The 26,765-nt window shown below is 53.4% G+C and carries 18 protein-coding genes; 13 read left to right on the top strand and 5 right to left on the bottom strand.

Features of this window, described 5'->3' with window-relative positions; translation table 11 throughout:
• Positions 1 to 41 precede the first annotated feature (41 nt).
• From SH528x_RS22520 to SH528x_RS22475, 10 genes are all read left to right on the top strand, one after another.
• On the top strand, positions 42 to 3,605 hold the full coding sequence (locus SH528x_RS22520) for a mechanosensitive ion channel domain-containing protein (RefSeq protein WP_442505704.1): 3,564 nt from the start codon (positions 42 to 44) through the stop codon (positions 3,603 to 3,605).
• Between the two features lie 153 nt (positions 3,606 to 3,758).
• On the top strand, positions 3,759 to 7,598 hold the full coding sequence (locus SH528x_RS22515; protein WP_442505703.1) for a hypothetical protein: 3,840 nt from the start codon (positions 3,759 to 3,761) through the stop codon (positions 7,596 to 7,598).
• A gap of 64 nt (positions 7,599 to 7,662) precedes the next feature.
• A complete protein-coding gene (locus SH528x_RS22510; protein WP_442505702.1) occupies positions 7,663 to 8,544 on the top strand; it encodes a polysaccharide biosynthesis/export family protein in 882 nt (293 codons plus the stop codon).
• Between the two features lie 164 nt (positions 8,545 to 8,708).
• Positions 8,709 to 10,940 (top strand): amino acid permease, encoded by a 2,232-nt coding sequence (locus tag SH528x_RS22505; protein ID WP_442505701.1) that lies wholly within the window; start codon positions 8,709 to 8,711, stop codon positions 10,938 to 10,940.
• Between the two features lie 336 nt (positions 10,941 to 11,276).
• Entirely contained in the window at positions 11,277 to 11,579 is a 303-nt protein-coding gene (locus SH528x_RS22500; RefSeq protein WP_442505700.1) for a hydrolase, read from the top strand.
• An 811-nt stretch (positions 11,580 to 12,390) separates the two neighbouring features.
• Positions 12,391 to 12,600, top strand: coding sequence for a hypothetical protein (locus tag SH528x_RS22495; protein WP_442505699.1), 210 nt, complete (start codon positions 12,391 to 12,393; stop codon positions 12,598 to 12,600).
• Positions 12,601 to 12,985: 385 nt separating this feature from the next.
• Positions 12,986 to 13,294, top strand: coding sequence for a hypothetical protein (locus SH528x_RS22490; protein WP_442505698.1), 309 nt, complete (start codon positions 12,986 to 12,988; stop codon positions 13,292 to 13,294).
• Between the two features lie 706 nt (positions 13,295 to 14,000).
• Complete coding sequence (locus SH528x_RS22485; RefSeq protein ID WP_442505697.1) at positions 14,001 to 14,357, top strand: hypothetical protein; 357 nt, start codon at positions 14,001 to 14,003, stop codon at positions 14,355 to 14,357.
• Between the two features lie 109 nt (positions 14,358 to 14,466).
• Positions 14,467 to 14,790, top strand: coding sequence for a hypothetical protein (locus SH528x_RS22480; RefSeq protein ID WP_442505696.1), 324 nt, complete (start codon positions 14,467 to 14,469; stop codon positions 14,788 to 14,790).
• A gap of 194 nt (positions 14,791 to 14,984) precedes the next feature.
• Entirely contained in the window at positions 14,985 to 15,419 is a 435-nt protein-coding gene (locus tag SH528x_RS22475) for a protein-tyrosine phosphatase family protein (protein ID WP_442505695.1), read from the top strand.
• Between the two features lie 359 nt (positions 15,420 to 15,778).
• Here SH528x_RS22475 and SH528x_RS22470 read toward each other — a convergent pair whose 3' ends face one another.
• The 4 genes from SH528x_RS22470 to SH528x_RS22455 all read right to left on the bottom strand — a co-directional run bounded on the left by SH528x_RS22470 (position 15,779) and on the right by SH528x_RS22455 (position 22,042).
• A complete protein-coding gene (locus SH528x_RS22470) occupies positions 15,779 to 16,855 on the bottom strand; it encodes a succinylglutamate desuccinylase/aspartoacylase family protein (protein WP_442505694.1) in 1,077 nt (358 codons plus the stop codon).
• Positions 16,856 to 16,972: 117 nt separating this feature from the next.
• Positions 16,973 to 18,190: a RimK family alpha-L-glutamate ligase gene (locus SH528x_RS22465; RefSeq protein ID WP_442505693.1), complete on the bottom strand. Its 1,218-nt coding sequence runs from the start codon at positions 18,188 to 18,190 to the stop codon at positions 16,973 to 16,975.
• A 259-nt stretch (positions 18,191 to 18,449) separates the two neighbouring features.
• A complete protein-coding gene (locus tag SH528x_RS22460; RefSeq protein ID WP_442505692.1) occupies positions 18,450 to 19,925 on the bottom strand; it encodes a sigma-54-dependent transcriptional regulator in 1,476 nt (491 codons plus the stop codon).
• Complete coding sequence (locus SH528x_RS22455; RefSeq protein ID WP_442505691.1) at positions 19,922 to 22,042, bottom strand: PAS domain-containing sensor histidine kinase; 2,121 nt, start codon at positions 22,040 to 22,042, stop codon at positions 19,922 to 19,924. The genes SH528x_RS22460 and SH528x_RS22455 overlap by 4 nt, the downstream gene beginning before the upstream one ends.
• Before the next feature lie 198 nt (positions 22,043 to 22,240).
• On the opposite strand from SH528x_RS22455, the gene SH528x_RS22450 reads away from it, so the two are divergent.
• The 3 genes from SH528x_RS22450 (at position 22,241) to SH528x_RS22440 (ending at position 26,040) form a co-directional block, all read left to right on the top strand.
• Positions 22,241 to 22,636: a hypothetical protein gene (locus tag SH528x_RS22450; protein ID WP_442505690.1), complete on the top strand. Its 396-nt coding sequence runs from the start codon at positions 22,241 to 22,243 to the stop codon at positions 22,634 to 22,636.
• Positions 22,637 to 23,026: 390 nt separating this feature from the next.
• Positions 23,027 to 24,418 (top strand): magnesium transporter, encoded by a 1,392-nt coding sequence (mgtE, locus tag SH528x_RS22445; protein WP_442505689.1) that lies wholly within the window; start codon positions 23,027 to 23,029, stop codon positions 24,416 to 24,418.
• A 62-nt stretch (positions 24,419 to 24,480) separates the two neighbouring features.
• Positions 24,481 to 26,040 carry a GNAT family N-acetyltransferase gene (locus SH528x_RS22440; RefSeq protein ID WP_442505688.1) on the top strand — a complete coding sequence of 520 codons (1,560 nt, stop codon included), beginning with the start codon at positions 24,481 to 24,483 and terminating at the stop codon, positions 26,038 to 26,040.
• A gap of 196 nt (positions 26,041 to 26,236) precedes the next feature.
• Here SH528x_RS22440 and SH528x_RS22435 read toward each other — a convergent pair whose 3' ends face one another.
• Positions 26,237 to 26,473, bottom strand: coding sequence for a carbon storage regulator (locus tag SH528x_RS22435; RefSeq protein WP_442505687.1), 237 nt, complete (start codon positions 26,471 to 26,473; stop codon positions 26,237 to 26,239).
• Positions 26,474 to 26,765 lie beyond the last annotated feature (292 nt).

Genomic DNA, 26,765 nt, shown 5'->3' with positions numbered 1-26,765 from the left:
ATACCTCTTGGATTCTATCTCGAGCCTTTAAAATTTTTTGTATGAATCGATCGAAGTGCCTTTTCCGACACGTTGCAGCGGTTTTGGTCATGGGAGCCTTCCTGTTCACGGGAACTCCGTCCAGCGCCGAGCAAGGGTTTGCGCTTCCCGAAAACGTTCCACTGCCAACTGCCGTTCAAGTACATCTTGATGACGTCGTGGTTCCCGCTAGCTTTACGGAACCGAGTGCTGCGCCAGAAGCCAAGGTTGCGACGGTCATCAAGAAAGAGACAATCGCGACCGAATTGGCAGCGATCGAAGCAGCGACTAATTTATCGGACGATGATCGCAAGGCGTACGTCGAACGACTACGCAAAGCGACTGAGTGGCTCGACAACCAAGAAGTTGCAAAAAAACGCTTAGCCGAAATCGAAGCGTTTCTGCTCACGCTGCCCAAGGTCCTTGCGGATGCGCATGCAGGCGTGGCGGCCCCTACGGAACCGGAGGCCCCCGTGGTGCCCGCCGGAGGCACGATTGCTCAATTAGAGCAACAACTGATCAGTCTGCGGACACAGATCGAAACCGAAGAAAAAGAACTGCAGTCCAAAGAACGCCAAATCGAAAACCGTACCGTGCGGCTAGGCGAGCTCGCCAAAGAAACCGTCGATCTTGAAAAGCGGATGGGTGATGCAAAAAAGCAAGTCGCATCGCTTGGCACCGAAGAGCTTTCCACACGCGTGCAATCGATCGAACAACAAACTCGCGTCTTATGCCTTGAGCAACAATTAGCCACCATCAAGGCGGAACGCCGGCGTTTGGAAGAGGTCGCTCCGCTGTTGCCGCTGCAACGTGACCTGATCAACCGAACGCTGAACACCCGAAAGAAGCAGCTCACCAACTGGCAGACCACCCTTGATAAGTGGCGAAAGGATGAATCGCTACGACAAGCCGCCGAAGCTCGACGCGTTGCCGATGAATCGCATCCGGCGCTCAAATCAGCAGCCGAGGTGAATGCCGACATCGCCGAGTCCCGCATTAAAACCGCGGCCGACATCGAGCGAATTGGCAAGTTGATCGAGCAACTGCACGCCAAAAGCAAACATTACGAAGAAGCATTTGAAACACTTCGGTCCAAGGTAGAACATGCCGGAGCGACCTCGTCGACTGGATTGCTGCTTCAGAAACAACGAGGCGAACTGCCCAAACCCGAAGAGTTTGCCAAACGGGATGCGATCGTCGAAACCGAAATGCCGATCACGCATTTGCAATTGACCGAATGGAAACAGAAGCGGCGGGATGTGTCCGATCCCGATGAAGCAGCCAACTTGATGGTCGAGTCGCTGGCCGCATCGGTTCAGCAATACGACCATGACAATGTCGTCAACGTGGTCGCCCGGTTGCTGCGTGACCGCCGCGACTTGCTCGACAATGCAATTGCCGACGAGGAATCGCTGCTTCGAAACCTTAACGAACTCGAATTGATCAACCAATCAGTCGAGAATCAGGTTGACGAATTTCGTCAGTTCCTCGACCAACGTGTCCTTTGGATCCGCAGCTCGGATGCGATCGCTGCCAAAGACCTGCAGGAAGCATCCAAGGGATTTGTGTCGTTGATGGCCCCGTCGAAGTGGATCGAAGTCGCTCAGGTGTTCGCGGGTGACATGCTTCGCCGCCCCGTCATCATGGTTTTCCTAGGGTCATCGTTTCTGTTGTTGTTGCTCTTTCATGCCCAGATGCTAGCCGCGGTTCGCCGTCTATCGCAACCGCCCGAACCGGATACCGAAGCAAGCTTTTTCCGGTATGCGGCCGCCTTTGGCATCACGGTATTTCTATCCATCCGCTGGCCAATATTACTGTTGGCGGCAGGATGCCGACTGCGAATGGCGAGCGGGTCCACCGAATGGACTCAGGCGGTCGGCGACGCGTGCGTAACGACCGTGCTGTTCCTGTGGGCCTGTTCCATGGTCCGCGAATTGTCTCGGCGTGAAGGCGTCGGCGAACGCGTGTTCAAATGGTCGCCAACCGCATTGGCGAAAGTACGAAACGTGGTCGACTTGACCGTGTTTGTGGGCACCCCCGTGTTTGCCCTGCTACAACTGACGCAATTCAGCGAAGTCGATGAAATGCGTAGCTTGCAGCGTTTGCTCTTCATTTCGATCTTGGCCTTTGTGGGACTTCAAATCGGCTGGCTGGTTCGCCCTTGGGGCCCGTTTATGCTGTGTCTGCAACGCGAAGATTCTACGTCGATGACGTATCGTTTGCGGCATCCGATTTGGTTGGCCGTGACGGGAGCTCCGATTGCTTTTGCGATCCTGTCGTTGGTCGGCTACCACTTTTCGGCGTACCATTTATCGGGACGACTGGCCGAAACAGGGATCGCGTTGGTTGCGATCATCGTGATGTATTCGCTCGCGATCTGTTGGTTGGAAGTCAATGGTTATAACCGAGCGTTGGCCAAACGGCTTGCCGCGGAGGCTGAGCAACAAAAGACGTTGGAATTCACTCCGACTCCGGCTAATCAAGACGAAAGCGACGAGACAGAATCCAACACGATCACTCCGGTCGATCTACAAGAAACGGTGAATTCCGAATTTTGTGATCTGCTGCGATGGGGCAGCGTGATGTTGCTGATCTGTGGCGGATGGATTATTTGGTCTGACGTTTTGCCTGCTTTGCGGGTACTCGACCGAGTCGTGCTGTGGACCAATATTGAAACCATTGCCGAAACCGTGGTCGATCGGCAAGGCTACCAGTCGGTCGTGATGACCGACCGCTCGGTTCCCACCACGCTGACCGACGCGATTGCCGCAATGTTGGTGATCATGGCAACGCTGATGATTGGACGTCGGTTGCCGAGTGTGCTAGCGTTAACCGTGTTGGATCGTCTACCACTGGAATCGGGAACGCATCAAGCCGTTTCGATCCTAATGCGTTACGCCGCCACCATCGCCGGACTGCTGTTTGCCTGTCACGTCATCCGACTTTCATGGAGCAGTGTCCAGTGGTTAGCCGCAGCCATGACCGTGGGACTCGGTTTCGGTTTGCAAGAGATCTTTGCGAATCTCGTTAGCGGATTGATCATCTTGTTTGAGCGTCCCATTCGTGTCGGTGACATGGTCACGGTCGGCGACTTGACTGGCAACGTTTCGCGAATGCAAATGCGTGCAACGACGATTACCGATTTCGATCGTCGCGAAATGATCGTCCCCAACAAAAAGTTCATCACCGACAACGTCATCAACTGGACGTTGTCAGACCCCATTAGCCGAATCGTATTGCCGGTGGGTGTTGCCTACGGAACCGACGTGGCACAAGTGCAACGCATTCTACTAAAGATCGCCGAACGCAATCCGTCGGTCATGAAAGAACCCGCGCCGAGCACGCTATTCAAAGGCTTTGGCGAAAGCACGCTGGACATTCGCCTACACGTCTTCATTCCAAAACGGGATGTATACACGTTAGTGCTAAACGAATTGAACTCATCCATTGTGAACGAACTACGTCGTGCAGGAATCGACATTGCATTCCCGCAACGTGACCTGCACATCAAGTCCGTAGAGTCGCTCGCGGCGTTAATGCCCCGCCCCCGCGAACAAGAACGGACACGGGACCAGAACGCAGCCTAAACGAAATGTGCGTTAGGCTGCGGGCCTTTCGTCCTAGAAATCGCGAACTGCGTTTGGGACGAACCAATAGGCAGGATGCCTATCTGACAGCCAACGACAGGCGAAACGCCTAAATCAAGATTGCAGGATTTTTAAGTGTTTCGATTCAGGACGATGTCGAGGCGACGACGGTGCGTCAGCATTGCGTTCGCTGCTGCCATCATCCTTGTTCTGTTCCGAAACCCTATCGCTCGGTTCGCCGCCGTGAAGATCGGCAGCTATGTGCTGGCGGCCTCACTCGAGATTGATTCGATCGAATTTAATTTGGGATCCATTTGTGTTTCCGGAATTGTCGTTCATGAACCACTCAACTCCGACTCCTCGGGCTTGGCTGCCGACAAGACCGATGCACAAGCCACGGTCGACCGAATTGCTATTGATCTGTCATTGCTGAATGGCATTCGCAGCGGCGTGTGGGCAGATCGAGTGGTGGTGGATGAGCCATGTTTGCATGTTCGCTTCGATCGTGATGGAACATTGGTATCGCAATTTCCGCAGAGTGAAAGCTCGTCGAGCGAACCCAGCGGAATCATTCCCATTGGACAACTTTCCATTCGCGATGCCAAACTTGTTGTCCATCAAATCGGACGCGAGTCGTTTGCCGTTTCAAACATAGGCGTGCAAGCCGATTTTGGCGATTCGATCAATCTGCGTACATTGGTACCCGAAATCCTCGGTGGCAGCGTCGATTTGAGAACCATCCTGGATGCCAAATCGCTGGCGGGAACAAGCAGCATCGTGGTGCAACAAATTAAATTTGACACCGCTGAACTGCAACATCTGCCCTTGGTTCCTGTGGAAATAAACCAAGAACGAATTACTGCCAGCGGATCGTTGCAAATTACATGCAACCATCTGTCGGGACTAGCCCCCCAATCATTGTTGGTATCCATCAAAGGCACGATTTCGGAAGTTAAATCGGACCAACTCGGGACAATCGCAGAGGGTTTCGAATTGCGTGGCGAATTACGCAAAGGTGAACTGCGAATCGATGCCACAGGAAATCCACTGGACGGACTCGCCAAAGTTGAATTGATCGGCCAAATTCGGCCGCAAACAGCTACTGCAACGCTACGCACCGAGCTTTACGACTGTGATTGGAAACGTATCTCGAAAGCGTTTCCTCAAATCCCTCCGTTTGCACTTGCATACAGATCCACGACGGACGTTTCGTTACAGTGGGACGATCAGACATTTGCGTTTGATGCAAAGATGGTCGGGGCGGCTACGAATCTAATTTTCGACGGCGTGGCAATCGCAGATGTAAAAGCCGACCTAAGTACCAAAGGCACGCTGGATACCACCAGCAGCGATCCACTGATCGGATCCGTGACGGGATCGATTGCGTCCGATGGCGTCGATCTAAATCAAGCAAGCAAACGATTCGGATTCGCCGATCTGCGTGGCAAGGTCGGGGTGACTGCATCGTTTGATGTCGATCTGAAGCAACTTGCGTCACCCCATGCGCATCGAGGCAACGTGGTACTGCACACGAACGGCATCGCGGGCCGCGGTTTGTTCCTGGACGATGTCGCGATGCAACTCGACATTGTCGATGGCACGGTGAGATTGGATAGTTCTGAAATCGTCCTGCGTGATCGACTTAAACGCCAACTAGTGCATGCTAAGGCAACGGCAAATGTACCGTTGTCACTCGACGAAATAATCGAGTCACAGCTTCTCGTTTCGCTTACACCCTCGGATTCGGTTCCCGCTCTGCTTGGGATCCCCACGACGCAATTGCGAGGTGCATTGCACTCGGAATTAAATGCGTCTTGTCCCGTGCAAAATGCGTCCGTTCCTGCGGCCTGGGATGCAATCGCGAGTCTGCGAGGACGAAACATGAACGTCGCGGGAGAAGCACTCGAAGATTTTGACGTCGATCCGACGTTGCATAAGGGTGAGATCACGATCCCACAGTTTGCTCTGCGATGGCGCGACAACATCTGCCAATTGGCCGCCAAAGGCAAAGTGGGCGATTCAATCTCGCTTGAAGGCGAGATTAAATCCAACGCGGTCCGCATCGATGATCTAGCCAATATCGTTTCGCGATTTTCGGGTACCCGACTGCGTGCATCTGGCAGCACGACCATCGGCGGGCAATTTCGTATAACGACATCGCCGATGACGTTTGTCGCAAGCGGTAACGCCGATGTTCAAAATGCACGTTTGGCCGGAACCAAATTGGGCCAGGCCCAACTCCGCTGGAATGCCGACCCCTCGTCGTTTGTCTTTACGAGTTCATCCGCTGACTTATTAGGCGGCCGATACCAAGCGACCGCGACGGCACGTGACTTGGACTGGACAAAAACAGTCGTCGAAGGCCAGTTCCAAGGAATTGAAACTTCACGATTGGTGGGATGTAGTGGAATCGCGATAGATTCCACCGGGACGCTCGATGGCGGATTGCAGATCACATCGATTGCCAGCCTCGAATCGGTAACCGGAAATGCATGGTTGCGTAGCAAAAATGTATCGGCGCAGCGGTTACCAATCGAAATCCGAAACGCCACAATCAAAGTCGAATTAGGTGCCGTGTCGGTGCAAAGCGAAGGCGGCTTGGCGTCAGGGCGTTACTCAGCCACGGGAAATACCAATCTTGCTCGACTGGTCGAGTTTTTCGAATCCGAGAAGGTGCGACCGATCGAACAGATTCCGATCACGTTCGAAGCCAAACTTTCGGATCTGGCGGTGCATCGTGTGATCGCCGCTTTCGACTTGCCTCGCGATGCACGTCGCCTGAGGGCAACCGTTTCCGGCGAATGTGTTCGCACGCCCGCGATGCTGAATGGAAGTCGGTTGTGCAGCCTGAATGGCTCGGTTGAAAACGTGCGATGGGATCGCAGTCCCATTTCGGATCGGGTCGCGGTTTCCGTTGCAGTGCACTCGAGCCGCGTCGAACTTGAAAATCTCAGTGGGCATTTCGCCGACGGACGACTTTCCGGCAAAGCGAGCGTTGATTTTTCATCCACGCCAGTGGGACGGTTTGATTTTTCGGCCAACCGCGTGAACTTGCGTCGTGCCACGGCCCCGTTTGCTTCCGCAGACATGTCGGGAACAGCGAACGTGCAAGTCAGCGGTCGTATCGGCCCCGTTATTTCCGGGCGTGCCGATGTTTCGGTTGACCACGCTGTGATGTCGGGTCTCGTCGTTCGCGAAGCCCGCTTCCCAGTGGATTGGAGCTACTCTCAGTCATCCAATGTCGCACGATGGCAATGTCGTGCAGGGGTTGTCGGTATCGGAGGCGGACGTGTCCACATTGCATCCGAAGGCAACTTTGATCGCAGTTTGTCGATGGCAACATCGGTACGGCTCGAGCGAATCGACACTTCCAAACTGCTGCAAGGGTCATCGTCGGGTGCAGGCGTTATCGATGGAACCGTGACTCTAAATGCCAAACGGGCTCGTGATCCCAAAAACTTGGTCGGGCGTTTTGACTTGGAACTGTCAAACATCAAGGCGTTGGAGTTGCCGGTGATGGACGAGTTGTCGTCGCTGGTCCGTCTGGCTCCCTCGCGGCCCGGAAACGGCAAAGATGGCGGTTACGTGTTCGGCCGAATCTCGGGCGGTTTGGTGCACGTCGAGGAACTGGCAATTTCGCAAAGTACCGTGCAAGTCATAATGTCCGGAAATGCGACAATAGACGGGAGACTTGATTTTGACGTAACCGCCAGTACGGAATCCAATGGGCCAGCGGACCAACTGCTCGAGATGGCGAATTCACCTATCATGATGGCCACCGCGGCCCCAATCGCGTTGGTTGCCAAAGCAAACGAGTTATTAAAAGACCGTGTCGTGCATGTGCATGTCGGTGGTACATCGGCACGCCCGACGCTGCGATTGCAGCCGGGAAAACAATTGAGCCAGGACGCCGTGCGTTTCTTTTTGTCCAGCAGTCTGGGGGCGGACGTGGCTCAAGCCGTAGGCCCCCAACAACGACCCTCACGAAGATAAGGGACGGCCGGCGAGCACGCCGCGACGCCACACCGCGCACGTTTAAACGAACAAGGATTAATCGATGAAATTAAAACCGTTTACCTTTCACACGGCCGGGACGGCCGTTGTAATGGTGTCGCTTGTGATGACGCTGCTATGCACGCAGTCGGGATGCCGAACCGCAGCGTCAATGGGGCTGCCGGTGTCCGCAGGATCGCACACGTTGATGTCCGACGTCTCCGAAATCCGTGAAGCAGTGGGGCATCAGGGAAACGTGGCGACCGAGTTGGCGAAGCTGACGCTGCCGGCTCACCGTGTCGAAGCCGGCGACGTGTTGGTAATCGAACCGAACGACTTTGATTCACCCGTGCGTTTATCGAGCGACCAAACCGTACAACAAGACGGAACGATCGAACTGGGGACGTACGGGCGAATGCAAGTCGCCGGGATGTCGGCTGAAGAGATCCAACGACAAGTCCAAGGGTTGGTGGCACATCACGAAACACAAAAACGACAAACTCGCATCGCCCTCGCATCCCATCGCGGGGACTCCGAGCAAATCGAACCTGAAACGATCGACTACGGCGTCACGGTACGATTGGTCAACAAAGAGAGTGGGCTGTTTTACGTGATGGGCGAAGTCAACGCCCCCGGATCCTACCCGCTTGTCGGGCACGAAACGGTGCTCGATGCCATTATCGCCGCTGGCGGACTTTCGGATCGCTGCAATGATCACAAAATCATCCTGACGCGGCCTCAGCTACCTGGCCAACCTCGGCTGATTCTGCCGGTTTGTTACCAACAAATCTTGCAGCTCGGCGACGTTGCAACCAATTACCAATTGATGCCAGGCGACCGCATTTACGTCCCCAGCATGACGATTTGGGAAGACGTCAAACAGAGCGTTCGCTGGAACGGTGAAAAGAGTTGTCCGCAGTGCCGTGAATATTCGCTGAAGGAATAAGCACGAGGAATAAGCACGGCTCAGTGAGCCGACGGAACATTCCAACCTGTTTCGTCGCCGCGCCCGAACGAATGTCATCTGGGCCGCTTGTCCCCGCCGGACGATAAGAGGATATTCAGCGGATCGGTTAAATCGATTCCGCATGAATCCTCAAAGTACGTACCTTGAATTCGCCCCAGCAACCGTCCACGAAATTCGGTACGTTCGGCGGCGTGTTTACGCCTTGCACGCTGACGATTCTTGGCGTGATCATGTTCCTGCGTTTTGGCCAAGTCGTTGGCCAATCGGGAATTATCAACGCGGTTCTGATCGTCTTGGCCGCGAAATTGATCACGACGCTTACCACGCTGTCGCTTTCAGCGATCGCTACCAACACGCGTGTTCGCGGTGGCGGAGCCTACTATCTGATCAGCCGAAGTCTGGGCGTTGAGTTCGGCGGCGCCATCGGCGTGCTGTTTTTCTCTGCCCAAGCGATCTCGGTGGCGATGTACGTGATCGGTTTCACCGAAGCATTTGCCTTCACGTTCCCGCAATCTTCTGGGCACTTTGTCGCGATCGCAAGCCTGGTGAATCTCGCCACGTTCTTTTGCGTTTACGTGGGCGCAGGTTGGACGATCAAGGTCCAGTATTTCATTTTGGCCATTCTAGCCGTTGCACTCGGCTCGTTTTACGCCGGGGCCATTAGCGAGTTCAACCCAGTCTACCTGCGTGAGAATTTGCAATCGAGCTACCAACCCGGCGAGAATTGGTTCACGATGTTTGCACTGTTCTTCCCTGCGGTGACAGGGATCATGGCAGGTGCAAACATGTCGGGCGACCTAGCCAATCCATCGAAATCGATTCCCAAGGGGACTTTGCTCGCGATCGCAGTGACTTGCGTGGTTTATTTGTCGCAAGCGTTCTTGTTGGGCTGCGTGCGACCGTCCGAAGAACTGATCAACAACAACATGGTGATTCGCGACATCGCCGTTTGGCCTGTCTGGATCACCGCCGGCGTGTTCGCGGCAACATTATCGTCGGCGCTTGGCAGCATGATGGGGGCACCGCGGATATTACAGGCGTTTGCCCGGGACGACATTTTCCGCTCGCTGAAATTTTTCGCTGCTGGCAGTGGATCCACCAATGAACCACGTCGCGCGACCGTATTGACGTTCGTGATCGCTCAGGTTTGTATCGTGATGGGCGACTTGAACGCGATTGCTCCCATCATCACGATGTTTTTCATGATCACGTATGGGCTATTGAACCTAGCGACGTTCTACGAAGCGGTTACGAAAAACCCGAGCTACCGCCCAACCTTTCAATACAGCCACTGGATGACCTCGCTGCTAGGGGCGGTTGGCTGTCTCGCTGTGATGTTCTTGATCAATTGGGTCTGGGCAGCGATCTCGATTGGCTTCATTGCTGGACTCCATTGGTTCATCCGATCGCGAGAGATCGAGTCGCGATGGGGAGACTTGCAGAGTGGCGTGGTATTTGAACGAGCTCGCAAGGCACTCTTGAAGCTCGAAGACGAAGCGTATCACTCAAAGAATTGGCGTCCGGTCATTATGGCACTTAGCGGGACCGGTTGGACACGATCTCACATCCCGATCTATGGACACTGGCTGACGTCAGGGCACGGAATCCTAACGCTCGCTCAAGTCGTTTCGGGCGACATCGAAGACCATGCCGAACGCCGCGAACAATACGAAAAGATGCTGCGAGTTTTCATTGCCAAAGAGCAGCTACAAGCGTTTCCAGCGGTCACGTGCAATTCACTCCTCTCCGATGGCATCGAGGCATTGATCCAATGTCAGGGGATCGGCGGCTTAAGACCCAACACCGTGCTGATGGGATGGCCCCGCGACGATTCTCGGGCGGAGTCGTTCGGCGCCAATATCCGGCTGATTGCACGCATGAATCGAAGTATTTTGGCGATGCGTTTCTTGGCACATCGTCAAGAAGACCTCGACAGCGAAGACGTGTCCGATGTCGAAGAGCATTGGAATGTTCCACCAGGAACGATCGATGTTTGGTGGCGTGGGATGGAGAACGGAGCGTTGATGATGTTGCTCGCTCATTTACTGCATAAAAATCAAAGCTGGCGTGACAATCCAATTCGCTTGCTTCGCATCGTTGAAAACGAAGAGGCCAAATCCGAGGTTCACAATCACCTTGTCGAACTTGGCACCGCTTCACGAATCACGATTGTTCCGGAAGTCATCGTATCGAAGCGGCCTCCGTTTGAAGTGATCCAACAAGCATCTGCGGATGCAGCCATTGTGTTGCTTGGATTCCAAACGCCTGCGGAGGGAGACGAAGCGATGCTGTACGAACGAATGGAAGTGTTAGCAGGAAGTCTGCCGCGTGTGTTGTTTGTGGACAGTGCCGGAGGCATGACGCTGGATTCGTAAAGCCGACTCAGCATCGCTGCAGTTCCCTGTCTCGACCCGATGGCCTCGTCACAGCACATAAATCGGTGCAGAAGCATGAACGTCATGTGAACTGTCGAGCACAATCTCGCTTAAAACCAATTGTTTAAAAAGCACGCTGGCTACGGTTCCGTCCCAAGGCATCATCGTGAACAAACCAGTACTGGAACGCGAAGGATTCCGCAGCAACGATCTGTACCTCGCAACGAAAAAGCGATTAAAATCAAACAACGAATTAATGAGCCTCCAGCGTGGAGCCTCTCCCCCACAAAGTACGACACCCAGTCGTATAAAACCACGTTGTGACCGAGACATTCGTTGGATCGTAAACTTACAATCTACATTGACGTCGATGACACGTTGATCCGTTCCGTCGGCACCAAGCAGATTCCCATGCCCGCTAGCGCGGACTATGTTCGCCGGATGCATGCTGCGGGTCACGATCTGTACTGCTGGTCTCGCGGCGGTGGCGACTACTCCCGTGACGTTGCAACATCCCTTGGTATCGCTGACTGCTTCGTCGCGTTTCTGCCCAAACCTGACATCTGCCTCGACGACCTCGGCGACAAACTTCTGGACTATTGTGACGTGATTCTGCCCGGCAACGCGTCAAACCACTAACCCCGCGCCAATGCTCGCCCCATGCTCACGGTCACGTACCATGCTTTTCCGTAAAGTGTCGGTTTCGTAGGTGGAGAATCGCTTGGTTGGTCAATGTTTCTCAATACGGTAGTATCGTTTTGTTGGTCACGCCACGAGCAGTCCGTAATTAAGATTTTTGACCTGCCACTTTTCCGCAATGCGACGTTGCGATAGTCAAGTTTGGGCAGGGTCGATACTTGCCTTTTGATTAGTGTAGATTAGCGCAGATTAGTGTTCCCAAAAATTGGCTGCCCCGAACACTAATTTCCTCTAATCGCACACTAATTAAGCCCTTGTCTTCGTATGAACGGCAGTTCAGCCGGTCGTAACAGTTTGAGGCTTGCGATCAGCGAGGAACCAGCCTGACGGCACGCCGATGTTAAAAGCGAGTCCCTGCGGGGCGGGATGTAGCTCAAACGTCAGGAACACGTCGATCGACCTGACAGATCCCTATTCGTTGTCCTCTCGCTCAAGAAGCACCTTCGTGCACTTTTCTCGCAGGTTAAAACGAAGACAGGAAAATTGATGCGACAGAAAAACGACGATGCCGCAATTTCAGCTGTTATAATTTTTCCGTGTGTTCACCTCCTTCTTGACACATGGATGGTGGTGTTCCCCGCGAGCCGATTCTTGCACCACAAAATAACGCAGCACCATGTTACACGCCCGCGCGGAAAAAAGACTAAAATCAGAAAGTCAATAATCGCGAGCCTCCAGGCTGGAGGCTCGCCCCCAATAAAGTACGACACCCCTTCATATCGAACCAGATTAGGTGACCCAACCAAAAGTTATGGTAACAGCACCGAAGCAAGAACCTGACAAAGCCGGAACCAAACTAATTGGTTGCGCCGTATTCGCTTTGATCGCCGTTGGCGTGATCGCAACGATTGGCGGTGTCGCTGCGATGGTGGATGCAAACGACTACACGGGTGGCGGGATATTAATGTTTGCAGCAGCTTGTAGCTTTGGCCTTTTGGCGAATGCGTTGCTGCGTCGGTAGTAAAACGGTCGCCCAAACCCATGTTCAAGTCGAGCCGCCTCATGGCGCCATGCGGCTCGGTCGTCAGGAACACCTCGTTTGACCTGATGGAGCCCGAGTATTTTTTGCGACGCACAAGGAATCCCCCGGAGCAGCTTTCTCGCCGATTCAACATCAGACAATTTTGGGAGGCATGCGGTCAGCGGAAAACGAGCCTGACGTCCAACCTCCTGTACAATGTGTTTTATGCTGTGGCCCTTCGGGCACACCTTCGATCTTTGGCAATGGACGGTGCCACTGGTACAATTTTTGGCAATTCAAACTCAATCACTTCGACATGCTTATTCTCAATCGCTTCACTCTGGGGCGGTGACTCAAAAAAACTTCCGTTGGCCCCTATAGATCAATGACAAATCCACGCTATGACGGCAAACCGCTCCTACGCCTCGTAGAGTATTGGGTGCTTTGGTCAATCGACGAAATTGAGCCCAATGAAGTTTCTCTTCTCGTCGAAATGGAACCGAATCTACGCACGGCGTGGTCGCTCGAAGGTTCGTGGCATAGCATGCTCGAACAACTCTTGGAACTGTCCCCCGCTTTGCAGGACGAGTTGCGTGGGATGTGGAAGCGTAATCTCGAAACGGCACGCGAAAACAACATGCCGGCTCCTAAGGAGATGTTCGCTCAGTCGATTGCCGACCAAATCGCTGGCTGACCCCGCACCTGCACAGGCGGCGGTGGACAACTTTTTGGGGCCTGGAGTCAATGAGAGTCGAGCGTGATTCCCGATCAAGGTGTATTTGATTTTAACGCATGACCGTCCAGGCTCACTTCTGCTCTTTGGCAACGGTGGGTGACGCAAACATTTTACCGTTGCCGGTCGCTTGGCTTTAGTTACGCAAAAATTTTGAATACATTGGAAGGTTTTTCGCAGTTCCAAGTCATTGGCCTTGGTGGTGTTAGAATTCGGTTGCGTTGAGTGTTTTTCTGTTATGCACTCATTCGTGTTGATCCGTGCGTATCCGTGGCTGAAAACTAAGGGCCTTTATTTGCCACGAATCAGCTCGAATCTTCACGTATTCTGCGTGGTCCGCTTGTGATAGTTCGGTTTGCGCGGGGTCGACTCTCGCCTTTTGATTAGTGTGAATCAGCGTTGATTAGTGTTCCCACAACTTGGCTGCGCCGAACACTCATGTCCGCTAATCGCACACTCGATCAGCCCTTGATCTCGTGTGTACCTAAACCAAACCGGTCGTAACCGTTAAAGGCTTGCGATCAACGAGGAATCAGCCTGGTGCTAAACCGACGTTAAATGCGAGTCGCTTCGGGGCGGGAGGCGTTTTCTTTTAGTAGAATAATTTGGTTGTTTGGCGTCGTTCGGAGCGGCGTCTGCAAACACCGACCGTAGGGCGACGAAGCGAATGATGAATCCGTACGAATCGCCTCCTCCCGAACCTCCACTTGAAGACAACCGCAAGCGTCGGGCGTTTTTCAGTAGCGTCACGTGTCTCTTCAGCCTTATGGTGGCCCTCAACTTCTCGCGTCTAATCGTGACGTGGCACGCGTTTCGAACAGACGGCTTCGAGCAAATCGGTTTTCCATTCGCGTTCTTTGAAAGAGGCGGTTTTTCATTCCATTACGTATGGCACCTCCAATGGTTGTTTGTCGATGCCGTAATCGCGTTTACAGTTGCGGTTGGTTGCGGCTACTTACTCCGCGACGGTTGGATTGTCGCCTTTCGCCGATTGCGAAAGTGGGGACTCGAGGAAGTCGACTAACATGAAGACACAGCTACATGTTCTCCTGCCTTCTTCGACCCGACCCGATTGCTTCGACGTCGCAGTTCGGACTCTGCTTGCCCCACATCGCCTTCAAGAAGACGACACGATGCAGCCAAACTGGCGATTCGACTACCTTTGCCTCTTTGACTCCACGCTCAATTGTGCTGAAACGGATTTGGAACTTCGGGAGTCAATACACAACGACTACGCTGGATACGTCTCTCGCGTTCATCGACTCGATCCTTGCGCGTCCGCTGGTGCGGTCGTGACGCCTGATGGTCAATGGCATGACTTGTCTGACTTTGGATACCGCTTGATGAACGATGCGGACTCCAATGCTGAACCACTTGAGCGATGGCACGAGCACTATTGGAAACTGATGCGAGATAATCCGGACTGCTGGGTAATCGAAACTTGGGCTCACTCGTAACGTACCGACCGCATACGCTTCCACTACGATGCTATTGCTCCGTCGCTTATTCGCAAGACCATGGCCGCTGCTGTAATTGCAGGTTGGGTGTCTGATTGCCCCGGCCCCGAACTGTCGTTTGTTCAGCAACCCGATGTGACGGAACGGTTGCGGTGACGAATCGGACATGACCCGTTTTTCGCTTGAGATCATTAGTGCACGAAATCCATCCCAATCTGCTCTGGCTTGGCCACGCGTTTGACATACGTCAACCTCGCCCGTTGTTCGATACCGGTATCACCGCTGTGGTTGACGTCGCCATTGAGGAACCGGCAGCTCAACTTCCACGGCAATTGCTCTATCTCCGATTTCCGCTTTATGACGGTGGCGGCAACGACCCCTCGGTTCTTCGATTCGCCGTTCAGTCACTGATTGATCTGCTCTACACAAATACCCGCACCCTCGTTGCTTGTTCCGCTGGCATGTCACGTTCGCCAACGATTGCAGCGTATTCGCTCGCATGCCATCTCGACATCACACCGGAACTTGCCCTTGAACGTATCGCTTCGATCAAATCACTGGAGATCAAACGCCAACTTTGGTCAGATGTGGCCAACGTTTTCCCTAGCGTACGCCGGCCAACGTTTTAGTTTTCAGGGTCAGCGAAGCACAGGCCGGACTCGTGTGGCTTTCGTAATGCACAAGGAGTCCCGCGGAGAAGCTTTCTCGCAGATAAAAACGGAGACAGAAATATTGATGCGACAGAAAAATGAGGGTGCTGCTAAATCAGGTATAACAATTTTTCTGTTGCCTTAATCTGTCTGTATAATCACCCACTTCTTGACACATGGATGGTAGTGTTCATCGCGAGCCGATTCTTGCACCGCAACGTAAAAAGCAATGCAGCAGCGGGTGACGCAGGGAAGCGGAAAATCGATTAAAATCTGCAAGTCACTATTCGCGACCCCCAGAAAAGCCTGAACGGCCGCGACATGCGGACGCCCCCGATTTACGACTCGTCGTCGGACGGTTCGCTGGCTTCGGTGACTTGAATGTTGGTTGCGAGATGCTCGTGGGCGGTTCGTTGCACATCGTCGCCCGCGATCTGTTTTTCGTGGCGTCGGGCCGACTTTGGATTAGCGAGTCTGCCGATATGCACCACTGGTTCACCTGGTTGCACCGCGGGTAGCGTCGTCATCCCAATCACAACGCCTGAGAAAGGAGCCTCCAAACGGTTTTGGTCTTCCGCCAACAGGTTACTGTTGGTTGCAATCGCTTGCCCCTTGACGACCGTGTCTCCGGGAGCAACATGCATCGACATAAAACCGCCTCGTTCTGCCCGCAACCACCGTGTCTCGCGAATGATCGCCTGGGTATTGGGGATGTCAGGCTTACCAGGCATCATGCCTAGTTCTTTCAGACAATTAAAGATGCCGCGGGTCATGCAATCGGCGACAGACGATTCCACCTTCCACACTTCGCCTCCTTCGATAATGATCGTGGGACATCCCGCCTTGGTCGCTTCGCGCCGCAACGAGCCTTTGGGGCCTTTGCCGTGCAAGATAATTCCTGCGCCAAACGCTTCCGCCAAACGAACGCAATCCGGGTTCAAAAGATCGGCTCGAACATTTGGAAAATTGGTGCGTCGGACGGCTGCCGTGTGCAAGTCGATACCGTAGTCGCACTTCTTGATCAACGACTCAAATATCACCTTCGCCAATCGTGACGCCATGCTGCCACCACTGGTGCCTGGGAAACAGCGATTCAAATCGCGACGATCAGGCAAATAACGAGAGTGACGCTCGAATCCGAGCACATTTAACACGGGAATCAACAACAGCGTGCCGGACTGCAGCACCCAAGTAGGATCGGCAAGCAACGTACGAATCGCACCGGTGCCATTCAATTCGTCTCCGTGCAACGCCGCGGAAACAAACACGGTCGGCCCAGGCGACAAACCGCGTCTAATTTGAATCGGAATCACCACACTTCGACTGCTGTAGCTCTCGGTCACCTCGAAATCGGTGTTCGCAAACTGACCTGGTGCAATGTTGCATCCGAACCAGTGGTGGTCAGAAGTAGTCATGATTCGATCGCTATTGAAGCCGTTAGACTTACGTGAGAAGTAGAGGATACCGAATCAAGTTTGATCCCAAACAAAAGGATAAAGTTCACCTGATTCAAATTCCATTTTACACCATTCTTAGTGGTGTGGTGAATGAGTCGACGCTTCATCGATCATCGATTGCTCGAGCGTCTTGATCTTCGGTGCCCGTTTCTTGCGAGTTTTGGTCGGCACCATTTCTTTCATCGCTTCTTGTTTACCAAAGCACAATAATCGGTCTCCCGCTTCCATCTTGCGAGAATATTTAGGGTTGGGGATCACCGTGTTACCACGGTACAACGTCAGCACGTTGATATCGCGGTCGGTAAAGGCCGCCTCGGTGATCGTCATCCCCACGAAATGGGATCCTTCGGGGACCACCAATTCACAGACGCCATAACCACGACTGACGGTCAGACGTTGACGAATATCCATCTCAGGAAAATCGACGTGCGCGGCGCAGTATTCGATGATGGCTCCGGCAATGTCCATTTGGGTGGCCCGCTCGATGCCCTCTAGACCCGGCGAACTGTTGACCTCCATGACTTGGGGGCCGTGTTGTCCTTCGAGCATGTCGACGCCTGCGATCCGCAGCCCCATGATCTGAGCCGCACGAATCGCCGTTTCGCGATATTCGTCATTGAGTTCGACGGTTTCGACCACACCGCCACGATGCACATTGCTACGAAACTCGTCACCCTGGGCAACTCGCCGCATCGCTCCGATGACCCGATCGCCAACGACAAACGCCCGCACGTCGCGTCCCTTGCTTTCGGCAACAAAACTTTGCACGAGCACGTTTTGTTTGGCGGTTTGCAGCGTTTCGATGATAGCTTCGGCAATCTTGATCGTGTCAGCCAAAATCACGCCAACGCCTTGGGTGCCTTCGAGTAGTTTGATGATGACCGGCGCGCCACCAATCCGCTCGATTGCCGGAATCACGTCGCCGCGGTCGCGAACAAAGGTTGTCTTTGGCATGCCGATATGGTGACGACTAAGAATCTGAAGACTTCGCAATTTGTCGCGACTATTGGCAATCCCTGCAGAACTATTGGCAACGAACACATTCATTTGTTCAAGTTGGCGCACCACGGCGGTACCAAAGTAAGTGATGCTTGCACCAATACGCGGGATCATCGCGTCGAAGTCGGAGAGCGGTTTGCCTCGATAATAAAGGTCGGGCTTTCCTCGTTGCAGATCGATTGCACACTTCAGTGTGTTGATGACGGAAACCTTGTATCCACGCTCCTTTGCTGCGGCGACCAAACGTCGAGTGCTGTAACAACGCGGGGCGCAAGAAATAATGCCAAGTTTCATAGCAGCAAAAACCTTTGAGAAGAGAAGTATCATTCAAACGAAGCGACGTCGCGCTGTCTGGTACTGTCTAAGTTACGCGACAACGCCGCGGCAAGCCAACGAAACGCAAACAAAAAGCACGCAATAACGGTACCAAATTAGAATTAGTTGCTTTCCGGATGTTTTTGTACGCTGCTGCCAGACACGCCCCCCGTCCAAAAACATCGGCTTCACGCGTCCCTGTCACGAATGTGATTGCATTCTGTTTGCTACAAAGCAATTAAGCATCCTTTGCAACGTCGGTGCTAAGTCCCAACTGTTTCAATCGACTTCGCAGTGTTGGCCGGCTCACGCCTAGCCGGCTGCTCGCCGCGCTGACATTCCCTTGAGTCGCGCGAAGAATTTCGGGCAGGATTTCCCGATCCACCGCGTCGTGGATGTCAGCGGAAATGTTGTGGGATCCTTCTTCGAGCAATGCCGCCGCTCGCATCTTCAAATTCGCTTGCCATGTTCCCGAGTTTCCTTTTTCCAGATTCGCTGAGTTCGTGGAACTATCGTCATTCTGTACGGTAAAACTACCTGGCAGAAAGGCGGGGACGATAACGGGACCACTCGCCTTCAACAACGTTTGCTTAATCACACCTTGCAACTCGCGAACATTCCCCGGCCAGGAATGAAGTTTTAGCGCCGCCATGGTTTCCGGAGCTATCGAAACGAACTCTTTTCCGAGCGATTTGGCAAACCTTGCAAAAAAGTAGTCCACCATGATCTTGATGTCTTCGCCTCGATCACGCAGCGGCGGCAAGTTGATCGTAAATTCGTTCAAACGGTAATACAGATCGCTGCGAAAACTGTTGTCCACCATCGCGGATTCGACATCACGATTGGTTGCTGCGATGATGCGAACGTCGGACTTGATTGACTTGTTACCACCGACTCGCTCGAATTCTTTCTCTTGCAGCACCCGCAGCAACTTGGTCTGCATCTTTGGCGTCATGTCTCCGATTTCGTCCAGAAACAACGTGCCTCCGTTACAGACTTCGAATTTGCCAATGTGCCTTTGGTCGGCGCCGGTGAAGGATCCCTTTTCATGGCCAAACAACTCGCTTTCTAGCAAATTCTCGGGAATCGCGGCACAGTTGATCGCATGAAACAATTGGTCACGACGATTGCTGTGTTGATAGATCGCTCTGGCAACGACCTCTTTCCCTGTGCCGGTTTCGCCGAGGATCAAGACCGCGACGTCTCGTGAAGCCACTCGTCCGATCGAGCGAAACACTTCGACCATCGCGGGGCAATCCCCTAACACGCGGTCGGTGGTAGCGTCGTCGGCATCGCCGAGGCTTTCCGATGGCAAGACCGCTGGCTTTCGCGCCATCCGGCTGGTTTCCAATGCGGAATCGATGATCGGCAAAATGTCATCCGGTTCAAACGGCTTCGTCACGTACTCAAACGCACCGCCGCTCATCGCGCCGATCGCGGTCTCGGCGGTGCCGTGCCCCGTCATCATGATCACCGGAACGCGACGATCCAGCTCACGAAATTCATGAAGCGCTGCCAACCCTGATTGATCCGGCAATTGGATATCCAGTAGTACGGCATCCGGTTTGTGTTGGGCAAACAGTTGCAGACCTTTGCTGGCGGTATCTGCGGTGATGACATGATAGTCCGGTGCAGGCAAGCAAAGTTTCATGACCTGCAAAATCAACGCATCGTCATCGACGACTAACAGAGTGCTGGGGTCGCTGGAGTTCATTTGGCCGGATCACTTTCAGTTGTCGAAGAAGAGAATGCAGGCAGGATGACAGAAATACGGGTTCCTTCACCGACCGTCGAGCGTACGTCGACCGCCCCTTCGTGGCTTCGTACGATACCAATCGAGGTGCTCAAACCAAGTCCTGTCCCTTGGCCTCGCTCTTTGGTGGTGAAGAAGGGATCAAACATTCGCTCACGAATCTCTTTGGGAATACCGGTCCCCGTATCGGATACCGTAATGGATAGATAATCGCCGGGTTGAAGCGTGCTGTAAGAGTACGAACGCTCGCTTGCCAACGTGATCGGAGCGGCTGAGATCGTTAGTTTGCCATGATGGTTCATTGCATCGCGTGCGTTGATGGCAAGATTCATGATCACTTGGCTGATCTCGGTTTCGTCAGCGAGAATGGAGGGCAGGTTGTCACTGACTTCGGTCTTCAGCTCAATGCCTTTGGGCAACGTTGCCTGCAAAATCGCCGCGATTTCCGGGATGATTGCCCCCACGTTGATCGGTTCGTGCTCGCCATCGCCGCCTCGAGCAAACGTTAACAATTGAGAAATCAGATCGGCACCGCGACTGGCGCCGTTGCCAATCGTGTCCAGCAACGCACCGCGATCAATATTGGCGTCGGTTCGTTGCAGCATCCTGCAACTCATCAAAATCGGCGTCAACAAATTATTCAAGTCGTGAGCGATTCCGCTCGCCAACGTCCCCAAACTCTCAAGTCGTTGCCGTCGCCGCTCGACCTGTTGCAGTCGTTTGCGTTCACCCAAGTCCAAATCCAAGACCACTTCGCCAATCGTCTCACTCGCTTCGCGAATTCGAGTGCGTCGACGTTCGATGCGAATGCGACGCCCCGCCTTGGTGGTCGCAATCAACTCGCCCGACCAACGCTCGGTCTCTGCGTATTTGACAGCGTGAATGTTATTATCGCTACCTTTGGGAGGGACGATTTTCAACAAGTCATTGGCGGTTTGCCCAATCGCTTCGTTGGCCTCAAATCCGAACAGACGTTGTGCACCCCGATTCCAATAAACCACCCGGCCGACCGCGTCCAGAATGTGCAGCGGTTCGGGAATCTCGCTCAACAACGCCTCGTGTTGCTTTAATCGTAATCGTGATGCTTCGCGTTCAGAGACATCACGCACAGAGATGGCAAGAAACTCTTGATCACGGATCGTCTGCGGGGTGACCGTCAATTCGGTATGCAGCCGGGTTCCATTGGGACGCATCGCTTTGACACGTCGTGACAATGTGCTTTCTCGATCGTTCTCGACCAATCGATTGGCCAACCACTCGTCAATCACAGTGGTGGTAAACAACGACCCCACCGTCATCCCTTTGAGTGTCGCCTCGTCGGTTTGAAACATTTCATCAAACGCCGGGTTGGTCATCTGGATGCGACCGTTTTCATCGGTCAATAAAATGCCGTCGGACGAACCGCGAACGATCAGCGCGAATCGCTCGTCCGCCTCGAGGGTGCGCATATCCGCGAGACGCCGAAGTTGTTGTTCGCTCCGTCGAGCAACGTAAAGCAACCCCACCAGTCCAAGCATCAGTGCATGGCCTCCGATTAAAGCCCAAGCGGCTTCGAGTCGTTCACGCTCCGCCGCCTTTTTCATCTTCGTCAAATGATGATGGTTGGCAGCCAGACTGGCTTCGAGGCGGGCGCGCAGATTCGTGGCATCAATTCGCAGTCGCGTTCGCTGCGGCAAATCCAGCGAGGTTGCGATGGGCGTTAGCGGCCGAATCTCGTTCACATACCGTCGGCAATCCATCAACAACGGTTCAAGTCCGTCTAGCAGTACCACTTCGCTTGACAACGCAACTTTCTGAAGCTCTTCGGCCAACTGTTCGCAGCGGCCGATCGCTTCGACAAGTTCACTGCGGTCTTGTTCGTCTCCGCCAAGCGTCAAAGCACGCAACCGTGATGCGGCGGTGCCTATTGTGAATCGCAAACTGGTCACTCGTCCAAGTTGCTCTTCGGTGTTGACGATCCGGCGATGCGATTGCGGCAACTCATCGAGCGCTCGGTACGTGATCAGACACGACAAAACAATCGTCAAAATGGCTATCGTTACTGCGATCGAAAACGCGTTATTCCGTAGCCAACGCATCAATTTTCACTTTTGGGGTGCTGTGAGTGGTTCAGCTAGCGTCACAATAAAAGCAAATCTGGGCGAATGGGCACGCGGTTTGCGATCAAGCGATTAACTGTCAACCAAACTTAACCCAGTTCGTTATGCAATCTTCAAGAGTCTAAGCTCAACGGATGGTTTGCATCAGCGGGCACGCGATTGATTTTAACCAAATTTATGAATGATTCACTCACTTTCAAAGAAGCACTGCACCAAGCCAAATCGCTTTGGATTGGTTGCCAGTGGCCGACACAATTTGGAAGTTCACGATTGAATTTGGAAGGATTGCGGAGTCGTCAGGCAGGGATGGCGGAAAAGGCGACTCGAGGCGAAGAATCTCGCTGTTGGGGCCATGCTGCCATTTGGTTGGTCACGGTGGAACGTGACGCTGCGTTGGCTGAAGAGCTCGGCGAACAAGCACTGCGTGCATCCGAAGCGGGCGATAGGATTTTGGCCCACAGCCTGCTTCGCGAAGCAGTTGCGATCGAACAAAAGTACCGCGAACCGATCGTGTACCAGCCCATTCTGAAACTCTTTGAACAATCGATTTCGCTCGAAAGTTGCTGTTCTTAGAGGGTATCCGAAAAGGGGTCTGACCCGTTGGAAGCGAGTCGTTTTGTTGAGTTTTTTGCCTGGCCGGAGAGGGTCAGACCCCTTTTCGGATATCGCTCTTAGCGGCAATTAATTTTCCATTGGAAAGCATCTTGCCACTTCCTTGGCGAGCTGCGGTTTCGGTTTCCGGAAAATTTCGTCAAGCTGGTCACTTGTGCATGCCGCCGTCTTGAACGCGAACGCCCCCGTCGCTATCAAAACTTCCACTGAAGGGTGGAAGCCAATCGCGTCGAGACTTTCCAAACGGCTTGCCATCCTGTTGTGACCGATCCAATTTCACTCGCACGCGCGTCGCTAGCCAACGCCGAGTAATGCTATCAAGTGTTTTCTCCATCCACGAAAGAGTCGTTGATGCCCAGCTCTGATGAATCATCGTCCGGTGTAGCCCAAGTGGACGATCGTCCTTGGGAAGAATTGCTGCGTTTGGCTCAAGAAGGCAGCAACGTCCAGCTCGAAGATTACGTATCCCAGCTTTCGACTGCCGACCAAGCCCTTGCCCTCAGCCGGCTTGACGAGTCCGAAGAAATGCAGGTGCTCGAGGCGCTCAATGCCGCCGACGCGGCCGAGCTGATCAGTCATTTGCCGGAGGTGGAAGCGGCTCGTATGCTGGCGCTGCTGGACACCACGACTGCGGCGGCAATCGTCCAAGAATTGCCAAGCGACGAGCAAGCCGACTTGCTGGGCGACCTAAGTGACGAGCAAGCCGAAGCAATTTTAGACGAATTGCCAAGCGACGAGGCAGCTTCGGCTCGCGAATTGTCATCGTATGAAGATGATGAAGCGGGCGGGATGATGGTTCGCGAGATGCTTCGCTTCAACGACCAAATGTCGGTTCGCGATGTGATCCACGATCTGAGCGAGCACGGCGAAGATTACAGCGACTTCGATGTTCGCTACGCCTACGTTTGTGACGACCAGGATCGGTTGGTCGGCGTCTTGCCGATGCAAAACTTGTTGTTCGTCAAACGCGCAGAACATCTCGCCGATTTGATGATTCGAGATCCGATTTCGGTGCAAGCCACGGCACCGCTTGACGATTTGATCGAGCTGTTTGATTCTCATAATTACCTCGCCGTGCCCGTTGTCGACGAGCAGGGCAAACTGCAGGGAATCGTGCACCGCGAGGCAGTGCATTACGAAGAAACGCGTGCTGCCGAAAGCGATTACCTAAAGAGCCAAGGGATCGTCGGCGGCGAAGAACTTCGTACGATGCCAATATGGTTGAGAGCTCGGCGACGTTTGAGCTGGTTGAGCATCAATGTGTTTTTGAACATCGGTGCCGCAGGTGTGATCGCCTACTTTCAAGATACACTGCAAGCGGTGATTGCCCTTGCCGTATTTTTACCGATCATTAGTGATATGAGTGGATGCAGCGGCAACCAAGCCGTCGCGGTTAGTATGCGAGAACTTTCACTTGGATTGGTCCGGCCCACCGAAATGTTGCGAGTTTGGTGGCAAGAGGTTTCGGTGGGGTTGATTAACGGATCGGCGCTGGGGGTGCTTGTTGCAATCGTCGCCGTATTGTTTAACGGAAATCCGTATCTCGGAATCGTTGTCGGCATCGCCCTTTTCGCGAATACAATTGTGGCAGTATCGATTGGCGGTGTGGTGCCTTTGCTGTTGAAACGATTTGGTTTTGACCCGGCCGTCGCCAGTGGGCCCCTGCTGACCACGGTCACCGACATGTGTGGATTTTTCCTAGTGTTGGGGCTCGCCACGATGATGCTTTCGAAGTTGATCTAAACGCGACAGAACTCGACATGCCGTCGTGGACTCGCAGAAAAAACCCATAAGGGATGACAGTAATGGAACCGCTTGATCTAGCTAAATTTGAATGGAAGATCGTGGTGCGTCAGCTGACCATCGACGATTACGATGCATTGGTCGAGATTTCCAGACGCTGCTTTCCAGGAATGGAACCGTGGGGCCGCGACCAGATTGAAAGTCAGTTGTCGCTTTTCCCCGAAGGCCAAATCTGTGTGGAAATCGACGGCAAATTGGCCGCTTCGTCCTCCAGTTTGATCATGGAATACGACTCGGCGCTCGAATGGCATAACTGGAAAGCGATCGCCGATGGCGGCTATATTCGCAACCATAAACCCAAAGGCGACACGCTGTATGGGATCGAGATCATGGTCGATCCCGAATTTCGCGGTATGAAATTGTCGCGTCGGTTGTACGATGCGCGCAAAGAACTGTGTCGCCAAAAGAATCTTTCCCAGATCATCATCGGCGGGCGGATTCCCGGATACCACAAACACGCCGACACGATGTCGGCACGTCAGTACATCGATTCAGTGGTCGAAAAAGAGAACTACGATCCGGTATTAACCGCCCAGCTTTCCAATGGCTTTATCGTTCGCGGATTGACGCCCAACTATTTGCCATCGGATACCGAATCGTGCGGCTACGCCACGCATGCGATCTGGAGCAACATCGAATACGTACCGGGTGCAAAACGACGTTTCCATCACGTCGTCGAGCCCATTCGCGTCTGTGTCGTCCAGTATCAATTGCGAACGATTAGCGGTTTCGATGAATTTGCTCAGCAATGCGAGTTCTTTCTCGATACTGCGTCGGACTACAAGTGCGACTTTATCTTGTTCCCCGAGCTGTTCACGACGCAATTGCTTTCCTGTGTCGAGTCAAGTCGTCCGGGGCAAGCGGCACGCCAACTCGCTGACTTTACGCCACAGTACCTCGATCTGTTTACGGAGATGTCGGTCAAATACGACATCAACGTGATTGGCGGATCACAGTTTGTGATCGAAAACGGAACGCTTTACAACATTGCCTACTTGTTCCGCCGCGATGGTTCGATCGGGAAACAATACAAGATCCACATCACGCCAAGTGAACGAAAATGGTGGGGAGTGAATCCCGGCAAATCAGTCGAGGTATTCGAAACCGATTGTGGGCCGATCGCAATCCAGATTTGTTACGATATCGAGTTCCCCGAGTTGACTCGAATCGCGACACAGAAAGGTGCCCAGATCATCTTCGTGCCGTTCAACACCGACACACGACATGGCTATTTGCGAGTGCGTTATTGTGCGCAGGCTCGCTGCATCGAGAATCACTTGTACGTGGCGATTTCGGGCTGTACCGGAAACCTACCCTTCGTTGAGAACTCGGACATCCACTACGCTCAATCAGGGATCTTCACGCCAGCAGACGTGGAATTTGCTCGAGACGGAATCGCGGCAGAATGCAATCCGAATGTCGAAACGGTGATCATCCACGACCTGGATTTTGAACAGCTGCGTCGCCATCGCGAAGCCGGTTCAGTCCAGAATTGGAACGATCGCCAACGTAATCTTTACAAAGTGGTTTACGAACAAGACGGCAAGTCACACGAAGTGTAACGACGATGTCCGGCGAACACGGCGTCGCTTTCGCTGTCAGAAAAACACTGAACGCATCATCCATGCGTTTTGGTGTGGATCGTTTCATAGATCCCTATACCCGTGGCCAAAGATCCCGAGCGAAGGACCTTCCACAAAACATACGGCCTCAGCAATCAGCTTCGAACTTGCGAGCAATAATCGCTGAGGAACCGATTTATGACGAGAGATTCAGAACTTGCGTTTCAGCGTTCGCCAATTCAGTGATCATCGCAACCAATTGGAGCGAAGTCGTGTCCTTGGTCGCCGCAGGTAACTCACCACGACGAATGGCAACTTCGCGGGGTGCCACGATTCCAATTTGAACTCGGCCACCGGCGACACGGTTGATGGTTAAGGTGATGTCGGTTCCAATTTGGATGGTTTCACCCACTTTTCGGCTGAGCACTAACATGATTCGATCCTTGAATAAAGTGTTTTCCGAAGCCAGATTGCGGCCTCTTAACTAAGCCTGAGAAGCAACCGCCGGACCAATCGCGACGTGAAACTAAGAAAAACTACAGATTTTCAATTTTTGACTGATCAAATCCAGATCTTTGATTCGCTAACTTCACTTCCTGACGCCCATTCAGCTCGCAAGATGCGGTAATTGCCGCCGCCTTGAATTCCGGTAAAAAAGTATTCTGGTTCCCTTCTCCCCCGGCTTTCCGGGGGTGAAGGGTTGGAGATAAGGGAAGAGTGACTCA

The organism is Novipirellula methanifontis, from assembly GCF_052161655.1.
GTDB lineage: Bacteria > Planctomycetota > Planctomycetia > Pirellulales > Pirellulaceae > Novipirellula.
This window is presented reverse-complemented; position numbering and strand designations above follow the sequence as displayed.

Bases quoted from the DNA above. Each gene is read 5' to 3' on its own strand.
- SH528x_RS22520 (WP_442505704.1), top strand. From the start codon at position 42: ATGAATCGATCGAAGTGCCTTTTCCGACACGTTGCAGCGGTTTTGGTC.
- SH528x_RS22515 (WP_442505703.1), top strand. From the start codon at position 3,759: ATGTCGAGGCGACGACGGTGCGTCAGCATTGCGTTCGCTGCTGCCATC.
- SH528x_RS22510 (WP_442505702.1), top strand. From the start codon at position 7,663: ATGAAATTAAAACCGTTTACCTTTCACACGGCCGGGACGGCCGTTGTA.
- SH528x_RS22495 (WP_442505699.1), top strand. From the start codon at position 12,391: ATGGTAACAGCACCGAAGCAAGAACCTGACAAAGCCGGAACCAAACTA.
- SH528x_RS22490 (WP_442505698.1), top strand. From the start codon at position 12,986: ATGACAAATCCACGCTATGACGGCAAACCGCTCCTACGCCTCGTAGAG.
- SH528x_RS22485 (WP_442505697.1), top strand. From the start codon at position 14,001: ATGATGAATCCGTACGAATCGCCTCCTCCCGAACCTCCACTTGAAGAC.
- SH528x_RS22480 (WP_442505696.1), top strand. From the start codon at position 14,467: ATGCAGCCAAACTGGCGATTCGACTACCTTTGCCTCTTTGACTCCACG.
- SH528x_RS22470 (WP_442505694.1), bottom strand. From the start codon at position 16,855: ATGACTACTTCTGACCACCACTGGTTCGGATGCAACATTGCACCAGGT.
- SH528x_RS22465 (WP_442505693.1), bottom strand. From the start codon at position 18,190: ATGAAACTTGGCATTATTTCTTGCGCCCCGCGTTGTTACAGCACTCGA.
- SH528x_RS22460 (WP_442505692.1), bottom strand. From the start codon at position 19,925: ATGAACTCCAGCGACCCCAGCACTCTGTTAGTCGTCGATGACGATGCG.
- SH528x_RS22455 (WP_442505691.1), bottom strand. From the start codon at position 22,042: ATGCGTTGGCTACGGAATAACGCGTTTTCGATCGCAGTAACGATAGCC.
- SH528x_RS22450 (WP_442505690.1), top strand. From the start codon at position 22,241: ATGAATGATTCACTCACTTTCAAAGAAGCACTGCACCAAGCCAAATCG.
- mgtE (WP_442505689.1), top strand. From the start codon at position 23,027: ATGCCCAGCTCTGATGAATCATCGTCCGGTGTAGCCCAAGTGGACGAT.
- SH528x_RS22440 (WP_442505688.1), top strand. From the start codon at position 24,481: ATGGAACCGCTTGATCTAGCTAAATTTGAATGGAAGATCGTGGTGCGT.
- SH528x_RS22435 (WP_442505687.1), bottom strand. From the start codon at position 26,473: ATGTTAGTGCTCAGCCGAAAAGTGGGTGAAACCATCCAAATTGGAACC.